Genomic DNA, 12749 nt, shown 5'->3' on the forward strand with positions numbered 1-12749 from the left:
CCTGTGCTGACAGGCGGGCCTCTTCCGTGCCGTCGATAACATGAAGCTCAAGCCCTGTCTCGCTTTCGACAAGATCGCGGAATTCTTGTCCGTCTTCTGCCTCGCGCACGGCGGCTGTCGCCACGGCAGTGAGCGGGCCAGTGTTCATCCCTTCGGCGAGGCGCTGAAAACGACGGATCGCGCTCAGGGCACGGGTGCGCCCAGACGGATTGAGGCGGCCTGTTTCAGCGATACCTTCGCCAAGGCCGCACATAACCTTTTCGTTGAAGAAATAGGCTGGGCTACGCGCGGCGCCATCAAAGACCACAAGACGGACCGAGTTGGAGCCGACATCTACAACGCCAACGCGTGACAATGCCCTTGCTTTTGGGTCTTGGAAGAGCGGGCGGCCAAAAAGCCCCCAGTCGCTTGAATTTGCTTGATTTTCGCTCATTCTCAGCGCTCCTAAAGCGTGTTGGCCATGTTATGGCCCGCGGGGGCAGATGCGTCAACCATGGTGAGACGAGTTAACACTGCGTAACCTTGGCGCAGGCGCTGTTTACCACTTTTGACGGGGGCCAAAACAGGGGGGTGATATGCGTGCACACCCCGTGCACAACCCGTGCACCGCAAAATCGAGTCGTTTTGCGTTAAGGTTCCGGGACGATGGCTTAGGACTGTCTTAACCTTTGAGGTGCTTGCCCGCCGCACCCTTTAGTCTTCTCCGTGAGTGAGTTTGGGCACATCAGATGCGCCTGCGGAGCCGCGCCCGGAGAGGGACGGGTTTTCCATAAAGAAACGGTGGCAGTTAAAGGAGAATGTGCCTTCGGGCAGCTCTTTGCGCAGGAAACGCCCAGAGGCGTCCATGACCCAGCTTTGCGCCGTATCTGCCATATTTGCAGCCATAATCTGGCTGGTGATCTGGGCCTTTACGGTTGGGGTATTGATTTCGACAAGTGTTTCGACACGGCGCGATAGATTTCGGCCCATCCAGTCGGCAGAGGAAATGAAGACCCTCGCCTTTTTGTGCGGAAGGCCAAAGCCTGCGCCAAAGCAGACGATGCGCGAGTGCTCGAGGAAGCGTCCGACAATGGACTTAACGCGGATCGTTTCGGAGAGACCTTTGACACCTGGTCTCAGGCCACAGATGCCGCGGACCACAAGGCTGATCTCGACACCAGCTTGGGAGGCTGCATAAAGAGCGTCGATGACTTCGGGTTCAATCAACGAGTTCATCTTCGCCCAAATTTGGGCGGGGCGTCCCGCGCGCGCATGTTCGGCCTCAGCGGCAATCATCTCTAGCAGACGTGGCTTGAGCGAGAGAGGCGAAATGGCGAGGTTTTCGAGCTTGTCTGGCTCGACGTATCCCGAGAGGTAGTTGAAGACTTTGGTGGCGTCGCGGCCCAAGGCTGCATCGCAGGTAAAGAGCGAGAGGTCGGTATAGATACGGGCTGTGATGGGGTGATAATTGCCTGTGCCGTAGTGGGTATAGGTCACTAGGCGGTCGCCCTCGCGGCGGACCACGGTGGAGATTTTGGCGTGGGTCTTGAGGTTGAGAAAGCCGTAAACCACATGCGCACCTGCTCGCTCAAGGCGGCGCGACTGGCGGATATTGGCAGCCTCATCAAAGCGTGCTTTCAGTTCGACGAGGGCGGTGACAGATTTGCCCTCTTCTGCGGCTTCGCAGAGTGCTTCGACAATCGGACTGTCGCGTGAGGTACGGTAAAGCGTTTGCTTGATCGCAACGACATTTGGGTCGCGGGCGGCCTGTTGTAGGAAGCGCACGACCATGTCGAAGGTTTCGTAGGGGTGATGCAGCAGCATATCTTTTTGGCGGATCGCGGCGAAAATATCGCCTTCGTGGTCGGTGACCCGCTCGGGGATACGCGGCGTGAAGGCAGGCCAGAGCAGGTCTGGACGCTCGTCAAGCACCAGCTCGGAAAGATCGGCGAGGCCGAGCATTCCGCCGATTTCAACGATCTCGTTTTCGGTCACATGCAGCTCACGCTGGATCATCTTGAGCAACCGGGCTGGAGCATCTGCCGAAATGGTCAGGCGAACGACTTCGCCGCGACGGCGACGTTTCAGGGCAGTTTCAAATTCGCGCACGAGGTCTTCTGCTTCATCCTCGACTTCAAGATCACTGTCGCGCAGCACCCGAAAACCGCAGGCACCTTTGAGGCGAAAACCGGGGAAAAGGCTGGGCAAATGCTCCAGCAGCAGCTCTTCCAATGGCAAGAAGCGGAACTGCCCTTCAGGGGCGGGCAGTGCGATAAACCGTGTGATCTGGGCGGGAATGGGCAGGAGCGCTTGCAGCTTGCGCTTGTCCCGCGTGCTTTCCAGCTCGAGCGCCAGAGCATAGCCCGTGTTTGGAATAAACGGAAAGGGATGTGCAGGGTCAATGGCCAAGGGCGAGAGCACGGGGAAGACTTGCTCCAGGAACACCTCATGCAAGAGCGCTTTGTCGGCTTCGGAAAGCTCGTCTCGTGTGCAGATATCGATGCCTGCTTCGGCCATTTCTTCTGTAAGGGCGGCGAAAATATCTTGCTGGCGGGCCAGAAGCTCGCGGGCATTATCGTTGATCAGGACGAGCTGCTCGGCAGGGGTGAGCCCATCAATGGCGGGGGCGGTGACACCTTCGTTGACCATCTCGCGCAGCCCCGCGACGCGCACAGTATAGAACTCATCAAGGTTGGTGGCGGAGATCGAAACAAAGCGCAGGCGCTCCAGCAGCGGAACACGCAGATTTTCGGCTTCCTCAAGCACACGCCAGTTGAAGCCAAGCCAACTGAGCTCGCGGTTCATAAAGCGGGCTGGGCCCGACAGGTCCCCGTCAAGGTCTTGAGGTTCAGGGAAGGGGGCAGAGAGAAAGTCGGCTTGGATCATGGGGGCGCTATAGGCTTCAATTGTAACGGTTTTACGATGCTGTCGTGGATAATGCGCGCGCCTTTGGGCAATGTCCACTGCCCCTTTCTTGATACCGGAAATATCGGAGGGGTCTGTGAGAGGCGCAATGCGATTTCAGAAGAGGTCGGCTTGTCTCTCAAGCACTTCGGAGGCCAGCTTGCGGCTGACTTCGCGGCCTTCGCTCAGTGCGATGGTGTCGAGGTCTGCGACAATGGCGCGCGCGGCCGAAAAGCTGCGCTCCATGTGTTTTGTCAGGTAGGCCAGCACGTCGGGGCGGGGATTCAGTTGTCTGTCGGCAAAGAGCTTCATCAGGACCGCGGCGAGCAGATCATCATCTGGCGCGCCGAGGGCGACGGCGGGTGTGCCTTGCATGCGGCTGAGCAGATCAGGCAGGGTCAGCCCCCATGTCTGTGCTTCGCCTGTGCCTGTGAACAAGAGGCTCTGACCCTCTGCCAACGCGAGGTTGTGCAAGTGAAAGAGCGCGTCCTGCGCTGTCGTTAGACCGGCAATTGCGGGGATATTTTCGACCGCAACAGGGGATTGGGCAAGCTTGGGGATATCAATTTCGGTGAGGTCGCAGGCCTGTACAATGGTTGCGCCCGAGAGGCTGGCCCAGACATGGGCGAGGTGCGTTTTTCCTGCGCCTTCTGGGCCGATCAGCAGGAGTTTGCGCGAGGGCCAGTTCTGCCAGCTCTCGATCATCGCGACAGCGCCTGCATTATTGGGAGAGACGAAAAAATCGTCGCGCCCCAGCGCTTGGAGGGCGGGGAGATCAAAGGTCAGTTGGCGTGCCATCAGCTTTTGTCTTCATCCCGTGTGGTGGCCTGCTCGGCAGCGCGCAGAGCCGCTTTGGAGCGGGGGCTGCTTTTGCCCTCAAGGCCTTGGTAGAGCTTACTCTCTTTGTAAGTGAAGAGGACAAAGCGCGTGAGCACACCAATGGCTGCGGCCACTGGAACGGCCACGAGCATCCCGACAAAACCGAAGAGCGACCCAAAGACCGACAGCGCAAAAATCAGCCAGACAGGGTGTAGTCCGATGGATTTGCCAACAAGTTTGGGAGTGAGCACATTGCCCTCGACCACCTGACCAATGACAAAGACCAGAGCGACCAGCCCCAGCGAAACCCAATCGCCCCAGAACTGGAACAGCGCGAGGCCAATGGCGAGCACGCCGCCCAAAATAGCACCGAGGTAAGGAATAAAGGTGAGAAGACCTGCGATAAAGCCGACGATAAGGCCGAATTGCAGCCCGACCAGCATCAGGGCGATGGCGTAATAGCTGCCAAGAATGAGGCAGACTGTGCCCATGCCGCGAATGAAGCTGGCCATGGTGCGGTCTACATCTGAAGCAAGCTCGCGAATAACGGGGGCGTGATCGCGCGGGAGCACATCATCGATCGCTGCGACCATGCGGTCCCAGTCAAACAGGAGATAGAAGGCAACGACGGGCACAATCACAAGGAGCATCACCACATTGATGATCGACATGGCCGAGGAGAGCACGGTTTGCAAAAGCTCGCCGCCGCGCTCCTTGACGGTTTCGCCGACCGCGATCAGAGAGGTGCGCAGGGTGCTGTCTGTGTCCATGAGCGAGGGGAAGCGCTCTGTCAGGAAATTTTGCAGATCCGAAAACAGCCTTGGAGCCGTGTTAAAGAGCGATACGGCCTGTTCCACCATCACCGGAACGACAAGAAGCGCGAGGATCACAAAGATCAGGACAGCGCTCAGAGTGATGATCGTTGTGGCGATGGCACGGGAAAAGCCCATCTCTTCGAGCTTGTCGGCAACAGGATCAAGAAAGTAGGCAATTGCCCCGCCAAGCACAAAAGGCAGGATCACATCGCCCAAAAACCAGAGCGCCAGGCAGAAGACGAGGGCTGAAGCGCCCCAATATTTGAGCTGGTCGCGGACAGGAAGGGCCATGAGTTCCTCTGGGTTGGCTTCACTCTCTATGTCACCGCTCGGGGCGCGCGTTTCAAGCTTAAACTTCGCAAAAGCGCTGGCGCTCAGGCTCTGAGCGCTGAAAACAAGAGGCCCGCAGCTTGCGCCGCGGGCCTTCGACATAGCCTAACCTGTGGGGACGTACTTAGTGACAGGCGGGCCGTGTTCCGGGGAGTAGAACTTTGTCGACCACATGGATCACACCGTTTGAGGCTTTGATATCGGCGATCACCACATTGGCCATTGTGCCTGTGCCGTCATTGATCGTCACACCGTCGGCGGTGCGCGTAATGCAAAGGCGCTCACTTGTGAGCAGCGGCTTGAAGTAGGTCGAGCCTTACGGGATGCCTGAGGCCATGAGCTTGCGATCATCCACGTGATAGAGCAGCACATTTGTGAGCTGACCCTTGTTTTCGGGCTTCAGCAGCGTCTCGACTGTGCCGTCAGGCAGAGCTGCGAAAGCATCGTTCACGGGGGCGTAGACTGTGAAGGGGCCAGGGCCTGCCAGCGTTTCGGCGAGGCCAGCGGCTGTGACGGCGGCGACGAGTGTGGAGAAGCGCTCATCGGCGACGGCGATATCGACGATTGTTTTCTTGCCATGACCATCTGCGAAAGAGGCTGTGGCGGCTGCGGCAAAGGCGGTCGCGAGAATGAATTTACGTAGCATAATCTTTACTCCTATCAGGGTTTCTCAGTGATGTGACTAAAGGTGTTACGGCGCGCAGGAGCGCTTGGATGTTTGGTTAACGGTTGTGTGATCAGGCGTGATCGAACACTTGCCCGCGGGCGCTCAAAGGCCTACACGGGGGCAAACAAAACATAAGGTTTTTCCCCATGCGTCTGAGCCGCTACTTCTTGCCCGTTCTGAAAGAAACCCCTGCGGAAGCGCAGATTGTCTCTCATCGTCTTATGCTGCGTGCCGGTATGATCAAGCAGTCGGCGGCCGGGATTTATTCGTGGTTGCCGCTGGGCTTTAAGGTTTTGCGCAAGATCGAGAATATTGTGCATGAAGAGCAGATGGGTGCGGGACATATGCCGATGCTCATGCCGACGATCCAGTCGGCTGATCTGTGGCGCGAGAGCGGGCGCTATGACGCTTATGGCGACGAGATGCTGCGCATCAAAGACCGTGGCGGGCGTGATATGCTGTTTACGCCCACAGCCGAAGAGCTTGTGACGGATATTTTCCGCTCACATGTGAACAGCTACAAAGACATGCCGCTGACGCTCTATCAGATCCAGTGGAAGTTCCGTGACGAAGTGCGCCCGCGCTTTGGCGTGATGCGGGGCCGCGAGTTCTATATGAAAGACGGCTATAACTTTGATCTCACCAAAGAAGATGCGCTGCACGCCTACAACCGCCACTTGGTGAGCTATCTGCGCACTTATGAGCGGATGGGTTTGCAGGCGATTCCGATGCGTGCGGATTCAGGGCCGATTGGGGGCGATGATACGCATGAGTTCCTTGTTCTGGCAGAGACAGGTGAGTCCGAGGTCTTTTATGACAGCGCAGTAACGGATTTGAGCTTTGGCGACCGTGACATTGACTACAGCGATGTGGCGCAATGTGCGGGGGTGATGGAAGAGTTCACCACCAAATACGCACGCACAGACGAGACCCACGACGAGGTGCTCTTTCAAGCGATCCCTGAAGAGCGCCGCCGCACGGCGCGGGGCATTGAAGTTGGTCAGATTTTTTACTTTGGCACGAAATACTCTGAAGCGATGGGCGCGACGGTGCAGGGGCCAGACGGTAAGTCTGTGCCTGTGCATATGGGCAGCCACGGTATCGGCGTGAGCCGCCTCTTGGGCGCTATCATTGAAGCGAGCCATGACGACAACGGGATCATCTGGCCCGAGGGTGTGACACCGTTCCACGCGGGGATTGTCAACCTCAAGCAGGGCGATGCCGAAGCTGATGCTGCCTGTGAGGCCATTGAGGCCGCGATGGAAGCGCTTGGGCTTGAGCCTTTGTATGACGATCGCAACGAGCGGGCGGGCGGCAAGTTTGCCACGATGGACCTTATCGGGCTGCCATGGCGGATCACTGTCGGGCCACGCGGCTTGAAGAACGGCGTTGTTGAGCTAACGAGCCGCCGCACGGGCGAGAGCGAAGAACTGCCACCCGAAGCAGCGGTTGCGAAATTGGCCGAGATTTACAAAGGACATATGGTAAAGGGGCTTTGAGCCCCACCATAGGCTGAAACGGTGTGGGACGTTTGGAGGAGCGATGCTTTCAAAGGTGATCACACTGGCGGGCGGGGTGGCAGGAGCTGCCTCGTTTTCGCAGTTTCCCGAGTTTTCCCAGCAGTATATCCAGCGCATGGGCGGAGCTGTCGATGAGCTCACGCGGTTTGTGGCCGAGTTTGACGCGGATGCGGCCGAGCTGGGTCTGAGCCGCGAGGCGGCGCTTGTGGACCTTGCCGCTGGCGGCGACATGGGCCGCGCGCGGGCCGAGACCGTCGCGGGAACCATCACGCGCCATGCGCGGCTTGAGGCTGATTTGAGGGCATTGGAGGGCGCTGGGCCTTTTACGCGTGCTTATGCGATGCGCCGTTTTTCCGACAGTGAGATCACTGCGAGGGCCTGGGAGGCCTATAAGCCTGCCGTACCGCTCACGTTTGAGGGCGGTGTTTTTGCGGGCGCGGGCTTTTTGGCAGGCTTTGGGCTGATCGGCGGCCTCATGGGGCTTTTGCGGAGAATTTTTCGGCGGCGGGTCTCTGTGTGAGACTGCGCATCTGATCCGCTGGGACAGTCCAGAGCTAATCTAAATTGGGGGCTGATGGCCTAAGTTTCAGAGAATATTTGCAGCAAAAGCAGAAACGGGGGGGGCATCGAGCAGTGGGTCAGGCAGCACTTCCTTCGCGCGCGTGCACGCTTGCGCTTGACCTTGCATGGGTTGCCGCGCATTTTGCGCGTTCCTTGTAAGTGAGCAGACCCATGGCGTTACCTCCTCCCCCTTTTGCCAGCTTTGAGTGGATGATCGCGTGGCGCTATTTGCGCGCGCGCCGTGCTGAGGGCGGTGTGAGCGTTATGACGTGGATCAGCCTGATCGGCATCACGCTCGCGGTAATAGCGTTGATTGCTACTCTGGCTGTGAGGGCGGGTTTCAGGGCGGAATTTGTCGACACTATTCTTGGCGCGAATGCACATGTCACGGTCTATCACTCCGCAGAAGTGCGAGAGAACGGGCAGCCGGATCGGACCATTCAGGACTATGATGCTTTTGCCGAGCGTTTGCGCGCTGTGGAGGGCGTGACGCGTGCCGCACCTTTGGTCAAAGGGCAGGTCATGGCGAGCGCGGGCGGGCGCAACGCGGGCATAGAAGTTTTTGGGATCACAGAAGAGAACCTGATGACGATCCCGCGGATTGTGGCACCTCAGGAAGCCTATGGTGATATTGAGCGGTTTGGCGAGGGGGTCGCTATCGGCTCGGGCGTTGCGCGCGAGCTTGGCGTTGTGGCAGGGGGCAAGATCAAGGTGATTTCCCCCAACGGGGTCAAAACGGCCTTTGGCACGAGCCCACGGGTAAAAGCTTATGAAGTGGTCTATGTTTTCACAGCGGGGCGTTATGATATCGACCGCACGCGGGTCTATATGCCCTTTGCCGAGGCGCAGGTTTTTTTCAACCGTGAGGGGCGGGCGGACGAGATCGAAGTGATGGTGGCCGCCCCTGACGCTGTAGAGGATATGACCTTACCGCTGTTGCGCGCTGCGGGTGATCGGGCAATTTTGTGGACGTGGAAAGACGCGAGCGGCGGCTTCCTTAAGGCGCTCGATATCGAGGACAATGTGATGTTTGTGATCCTGTCGATCCTTGTCTTGATCGCTGCGATGAACATCGTGTCGGGTCTGATCATGCTGGTGAAGAACAAGGGGCGTGATATCGGAATTTTGCGCACCTTTGGCCTCACGGAAGGGGCTGTGCTGCGCGTGTTTTTTATCTGTGGAGCCTTTACTGGGCTCATTGGCACGGCGCTCGGGGTATTGCTCGGCTGTCTCTTTGCGATTTACATCGATCCGATCTTTGCGATTGTGAACGGGGTCTCGGGGGGAGGTATCTGGGACCCTGCGGTGCGCGGGATTTCGTTTTTGCCTGCAAAATTGCAGTTTAACGATGTTATGAGCGCTGTGGCTCTGAGTCTTGGGCTGAGTTTTGTTGTGACACTCTTTCCAGCAAGGCGCGCGGCGAGGATGAACCCTGTGGAGGCGTTGCGCTATGAGTGAGCCTGTGTTGCGCCTGAGCGGAATTGAAAAGACCTATAACGCGGGCAAGCCGAGCGAGATAAGGGTGTTGCGTGGGGCGGATCTGACTATTGAGCCGGGCGAGATTGTTGCGCTGGTTGCGCCGTCTGGTGCTGGGAAGTCCACGCTTTTGCACATTGCCGGGCTCTTGGACGCTCCGAGTGCGGGGATTGTCGAGATCGCTGGGCAGGATATGACAGGGCGGGGCGACCGGCGGCGCACGCGAGTGCGGCGCGAGGATGTTGGATTTGTCTATCAGTTCCACCACCTCTTGCCCGAATTCAGCGCGCTTGAGAATGTCATGCTGCCGCAGCTGGCCAACGGAGCCACGCGTGCTGCGGCCAAGGCGCGGGCGCTGGAGCTTTTGAGCCATGTTGGCGTGGACGAGCGGGCCAGTCATCGCCCTGCGGATATGTCAGGGGGGGAGCAGCAGCGCGTGGCGTTTTGTCGTGCGTTGGCAAATGCGCCGCGGCTGTTGCTGGCGGATGAGCCGACAGGAAACCTTGACCCTGCCACCGCGGATCAGGTTTTTGCTGCGCTGATGGCGCTTGCTCGGGAAACGGGGCTTGCGGCCTTGATTGCGACACATAACCTTGAGTTGGCAGCGCGGATGGATCGCTGTGTTCGTCTTGAAGCGGGCGTGCTTGTGCCTGCATAAGATGCTTTGTGCGTGTGTGCGGACCTGAGTGGCGGGTATCTTGCCATTCCAAAGTATTTTGAAGAAAAGAAGACTTGGAAATTTTGGGGATGGAATGACGATGATGGCGAAAACCTTGGACGAGATTTATGCCTTGAGCGAACGGGCTTTGCTGCGCCACGGGGCTGCGCCATGGGTGGCTACGCATGTGGCAGATGCTGTTAAAGTCGCCGAGAGCTTTGGCAACAAGATTTGCGGGCTGTATTATCTGGAGAGCTATTGTCAGCAGCTTGAGAGCGGGCGCGTGAAAGGCGATGTGGAGCCAGATGTGCGCCGCGTACGGCCTGCCGTTGTACATGTGGATGCGCGCTTTGGCTTTGCACAACCCGCCTTTGCGCGTGCTTTGCCTGAAGCCTTGAGTGCTGCGCGCGAATGCGGTGTGGCAAGCTTGGCCGTGGGGCATGCGCATACCTGCACAAGCCTTGGCTATTTCACCGAGCAGATCGCGCGTGCTGGGATGATCGGGATAGGGATGACCAATGCGTCGCCGATTGTGGCACCTCCTGGCGGGAAGAGCCGCGTGATTGGAACAAATCCAATGGCCTTTGCTGTGCCGGACGGAGCGGGCGGCGTTGCGATGATGTTTGATCAAAGCACGACCACTGTGGCGCTTGGTAAAATTACCATGGCGAAGGCGGCGGGGCAGAGTATTCCCGAGGGTTGGGCCTTGGACAAGGACGGGCAACCGACCACGGATCCTGAAGCTGCGCTTGGCGGCTCGCTTGTCAGTATGGGCGGCTATAAGGGCTGGGGCTTTGGCCTGATGGCCGAGCTTTTGGTGGCGGGCATGACGGGGAGTCTTGCGAGCGTTGATGTGAAGCCGTTGAAAGCCCCGACAGGCGCACCGCATGATTTGGGACAGTATTATCTTTTGATTGATCCTGCAGGGTCTGATGCTTTTGGCACACGTCTTGCCCAAGTGGCTGCGGCTGTCGCAGAGGACGAGGGCGCGCGGATGCCTGGGCAGGGCAAGGTTGCGATGCACACTGTTGAGGTTGATCCAGCCTTCTGGGCGCAGATGGAGGCTTTGGCGGGCTAGGGCTTTTGCCTGCGACGCTAGGCTTGCTGCGTGAGCCAGACGCCTGAGGCCATGAGGGCGATGCCGCCTGCACGGGTCAGTGAAAGGGGAGAAACGCGCGCGCCGAAGAGGCCGAAGTGGTCAATCAGCGCAGCCGAGGCGAGCTGACCGAGCAGCACAAAGAAGACCGCGTTTCCCACGCCAAAGCGCGGTGCAACCCATGTGACAGAGAGCACATAGAAAGCGACAAGCAGCCCAGCGAGAAACAAATGCTTGGGCTGTGCGGGCGCTTTGGCAAGGGCGCTGGCGCTGCCTGTGAGAAAGAGCATGAGCACCGCCGCAGACAGCGCGACGCAAAAAAGAATGGCGCCAGCTGCGAAGGGCGTGCCGAGGCGTGTCCCGAGGCTGGCGTTGAGGGCTGCGAGCATGGGGATGCCGAAGCCTGCGGCGAGCATGATAAGGATATAGACAGGTGTGCTGTGCATTGGGTGTCTTTCAAGCGAGATAAAATGTGGCGGTGGCGGTGGCGATATCTTTGCCCGAAGGGGCGGCGCGCATTGTGGCGCGGGTGAAGATCAGATTGCGCCCTGGTTTGACGATTTCGGCGTCGCAGATGATCGTCTCGCCGAGACCTACGCGCAGAAACTGCACTTCGAGGTTGGTTGTGGCGACAGGCTTCATCTCGCCAAAGAGGCCTGCGCAGGCAAAGACCATCGCCGTATCGGCGAGGGCGACGAGGGCTTGTCCGGAAAGCACGTCACCCATGCGGGTCAAATCCGGGGTGATGGGCATTTCCAGCGTGGCCCCAGCCGGGCTGATCGCGGTGATCGAGAGATCAAGTGCGCGAACCCATGGGGCAAAACCTTGATCAAAAATGGTTTGGGCGTCTTTGGGTGTCAGGCTCATGCGGGTCTCGTATCTGTTTGAAGGAGAGTGGCACGGAGAGCACGGATGATCCAGATCAAAGCGCAGCGGCTAAGTGCGCGCGCATGGTACCTCAAACAGGAGACGGGTGATGAAATGTGAAATGTTGATATCTTCGCTCTTGGCGTTTGGTCTGCTTGCGGGCTGTACTGAAGAGATCGGATTTGGGAGCCCACCAAAGAGTGGCGCCACGCTGTTTGCACAAAACTGTGCGGTCTGCCACGGGGCGAATGCGCGTGGCGCGGGTGCGGCGGCCGTCAACCTTGAGCAGGTGCCAGCCGATCTCACGCTGATTGCGGAGCGGAACGGCGGGCTTTTTCCGTCTGATGATGTGCTGGCCAAGATACATGGGTATGGCGGGCCGGGGCATTTTGGCGAGATGCCTGATTTTGCCGATATTGATAGGGGCGAAAATATAATGTGGGAAACGCAAAACGGGCAGAAAATTGCCACGCCGCGCGCCCTTGTGGCGCTTGTGCGCTATCTGGAAGGCTTGCAGCGCTAGGGGCGTTTCTTTAGGCTGAAGAAAACCATACAGGGGCGAGCCGATGCGGTATATTTTGACAGGTTTGGCGGCGGTTGCTGTTGCGGGCTGCATGGAGGCCGAGATGCCTGATGCGGGCGAGGGCCGAGCGGCCTATGACGCAAATTGCGCAATGTGCCACGGCGCGGGCGGCAAGGGTGACGGGGCACTTGCGCAGGATCTGAGGGTTGCGCCTGTCGATCTGACGCGTCTGACGCGAGACAACGGCGGCGCCTTTCCTGTAAACCGTGTGCTGAGCTATATTGACGGCTACAAACGGAAAGCGCCCGAGGCGGTTGAGATGCCCGAATTCGGGCTTTTGCTTGAGGGCCCGAGCGTTCCTGTGGCGACAGGGGAGGGCGTGTTTACGCCCACACCGCGGCCTTTGGCGGCACTTCTGGCTTATCTGGAGAGCATTCAGGAATAGGGTTCGAATTTGCTTCGCAAATCCGACCCGCTGGGGGCTTTGCCCCCAGACCCCCAGGATATTTTTAGAAAGAAAAATACGGGTGAAGG

Annotated in this window: 12 protein-coding genes and 2 pseudogenes; 7 read left to right on the forward strand and 7 right to left on the reverse strand. The window is 58.6% G+C overall.

The window, feature by feature from the left end; genetic code table 11:
- The 5 genes and pseudogenes from P8O11_RS04620 to P8O11_RS04640 form a co-directional block, all read right to left on the reverse strand.
- Positions 1-433: pseudogene (locus tag P8O11_RS04620) on the reverse strand (exopolyphosphatase); the annotation flags it as partial.
- A 260-nt stretch (positions 434-693) separates the two neighbouring features.
- Positions 694-2865 carry an RNA degradosome polyphosphate kinase gene (locus P8O11_RS04625; RefSeq protein ID WP_300292132.1) on the reverse strand — a complete coding sequence of 724 codons (2172 nt, stop codon included), beginning with the start codon at positions 2863-2865 and terminating at the stop codon, positions 694-696.
- A gap of 135 nt (positions 2866-3000) precedes the next feature.
- Positions 3001-3681 carry a chromosomal replication initiator DnaA gene (locus P8O11_RS04630; RefSeq protein ID WP_300292135.1) on the reverse strand — a complete coding sequence of 227 codons (681 nt, stop codon included), beginning with the start codon at positions 3679-3681 and terminating at the stop codon, positions 3001-3003.
- The gene (locus tag P8O11_RS04635) at positions 3681-4808 is read right to left on the reverse strand and encodes an AI-2E family transporter (RefSeq protein WP_273498224.1); all 1128 of its coding nucleotides are present in this window, start codon (positions 4806-4808) and stop codon (positions 3681-3683) included. The genes P8O11_RS04630 and P8O11_RS04635 overlap by 1 nt, the downstream gene beginning before the upstream one ends.
- A gap of 163 nt (positions 4809-4971) precedes the next feature.
- Positions 4972-5493, reverse strand: a pseudogene (locus P8O11_RS04640) (fasciclin domain-containing protein).
- A gap of 167 nt (positions 5494-5660) precedes the next feature.
- On the opposite strand from P8O11_RS04640, the gene proS reads away from it, so the two are divergent.
- The 5 genes from proS (at position 5661) to P8O11_RS04665 (ending at position 10807) form a co-directional block, all read left to right on the forward strand.
- On the forward strand, positions 5661-7013 hold the full coding sequence (gene proS, locus P8O11_RS04645; protein WP_300292139.1) for a proline--tRNA ligase: 1353 nt from the start codon (positions 5661-5663) through the stop codon (positions 7011-7013).
- 43 nt (positions 7014-7056) lie between these two features.
- Complete coding sequence (locus P8O11_RS04650) at positions 7057-7554, forward strand: DUF2937 family protein (RefSeq protein ID WP_300292142.1); 498 nt, start codon at positions 7057-7059, stop codon at positions 7552-7554.
- A gap of 212 nt (positions 7555-7766) precedes the next feature.
- The gene (locus P8O11_RS04655; protein WP_300292144.1) at positions 7767-9053 is read left to right on the forward strand and encodes a lipoprotein-releasing ABC transporter permease subunit; all 1287 of its coding nucleotides are present in this window, start codon (positions 7767-7769) and stop codon (positions 9051-9053) included.
- A complete protein-coding gene (locus tag P8O11_RS04660; RefSeq protein WP_300292146.1) occupies positions 9046-9729 on the forward strand; it encodes an ABC transporter ATP-binding protein in 684 nt (227 codons plus the stop codon). The genes P8O11_RS04655 and P8O11_RS04660 overlap by 8 nt, the downstream gene beginning before the upstream one ends.
- A 100-nt stretch (positions 9730-9829) precedes the next feature.
- Positions 9830-10807: an Ldh family oxidoreductase gene (locus tag P8O11_RS04665; RefSeq protein ID WP_300292148.1), complete on the forward strand. Its 978-nt coding sequence runs from the start codon at positions 9830-9832 to the stop codon at positions 10805-10807.
- Positions 10808-10824: 17 nt separating this feature from the next.
- Here the strand turns inward: P8O11_RS04665 and P8O11_RS04670 are convergent, their stop codons facing one another.
- Together P8O11_RS04670 and P8O11_RS04675 are read right to left on the reverse strand one after the other, a co-directional pair.
- On the reverse strand, positions 10825-11271 hold the full coding sequence (locus P8O11_RS04670) for a DMT family transporter (RefSeq protein WP_089889923.1): 447 nt from the start codon (positions 11269-11271) through the stop codon (positions 10825-10827).
- A gap of 10 nt (positions 11272-11281) precedes the next feature.
- Positions 11282-11692, reverse strand: a complete 411-nt coding sequence (locus P8O11_RS04675) for a PaaI family thioesterase (protein WP_300292153.1) — start codon at positions 11690-11692, stop codon at positions 11282-11284.
- 109 nt (positions 11693-11801) lie between these two features.
- Between P8O11_RS04675 and P8O11_RS04680 the strand changes: the two genes are divergently transcribed.
- Together P8O11_RS04680 and P8O11_RS04685 are read left to right on the forward strand one after the other, a co-directional pair.
- Positions 11802-12215 carry a c-type cytochrome gene (locus P8O11_RS04680; protein WP_300292155.1) on the forward strand — a complete coding sequence of 138 codons (414 nt, stop codon included), beginning with the start codon at positions 11802-11804 and terminating at the stop codon, positions 12213-12215.
- A gap of 43 nt (positions 12216-12258) precedes the next feature.
- Positions 12259-12660, forward strand: coding sequence for a cytochrome c (locus P8O11_RS04685; RefSeq protein ID WP_300292157.1), 402 nt, complete (start codon positions 12259-12261; stop codon positions 12658-12660).
- Positions 12661-12749 lie beyond the last annotated feature (89 nt).

Source organism: Lentibacter sp., assembly GCF_029254145.1.
Taxonomy (GTDB): Bacteria; Pseudomonadota; Alphaproteobacteria; order Rhodobacterales; family Rhodobacteraceae; genus Lentibacter.

What these genes read in the sequence shown, in the direction of transcription:
- P8O11_RS04680 (WP_300292155.1), top strand. Translation starts at nt 11,802, where the DNA reads ATGAAATGTGAAATGTTGATATCTTCGCTCTTGGCGTTTGGTCTGCTT.
- P8O11_RS04665 (WP_300292148.1), top strand. Translation starts at nt 9,830, where the DNA reads ATGATGGCGAAAACCTTGGACGAGATTTATGCCTTGAGCGAACGGGCT.
- P8O11_RS04650 (WP_300292142.1), top strand. Translation starts at nt 7,057, where the DNA reads ATGCTTTCAAAGGTGATCACACTGGCGGGCGGGGTGGCAGGAGCTGCC.
- P8O11_RS04625 (WP_300292132.1), bottom strand. Translation starts at nt 2,865, where the DNA reads ATGATCCAAGCCGACTTTCTCTCTGCCCCCTTCCCTGAACCTCAAGAC.
- P8O11_RS04675 (WP_300292153.1), bottom strand. Translation starts at nt 11,692, where the DNA reads ATGAGCCTGACACCCAAAGACGCCCAAACCATTTTTGATCAAGGTTTT.
- P8O11_RS04635 (WP_273498224.1), bottom strand. Translation starts at nt 4,808, where the DNA reads ATGGCCCTTCCTGTCCGCGACCAGCTCAAATATTGGGGCGCTTCAGCC.
- P8O11_RS04630 (WP_300292135.1), bottom strand. Translation starts at nt 3,681, where the DNA reads ATGGCACGCCAACTGACCTTTGATCTCCCCGCCCTCCAAGCGCTGGGG.
- proS (WP_300292139.1), top strand. Translation starts at nt 5,661, where the DNA reads ATGCGTCTGAGCCGCTACTTCTTGCCCGTTCTGAAAGAAACCCCTGCG.
- P8O11_RS04655 (WP_300292144.1), top strand. Translation starts at nt 7,767, where the DNA reads ATGGCGTTACCTCCTCCCCCTTTTGCCAGCTTTGAGTGGATGATCGCG.
- P8O11_RS04660 (WP_300292146.1), top strand. Translation starts at nt 9,046, where the DNA reads ATGAGTGAGCCTGTGTTGCGCCTGAGCGGAATTGAAAAGACCTATAAC.
- P8O11_RS04685 (WP_300292157.1), top strand. Translation starts at nt 12,259, where the DNA reads ATGCGGTATATTTTGACAGGTTTGGCGGCGGTTGCTGTTGCGGGCTGC.
- P8O11_RS04670 (WP_089889923.1), bottom strand. Translation starts at nt 11,271, where the DNA reads ATGCACAGCACACCTGTCTATATCCTTATCATGCTCGCCGCAGGCTTC.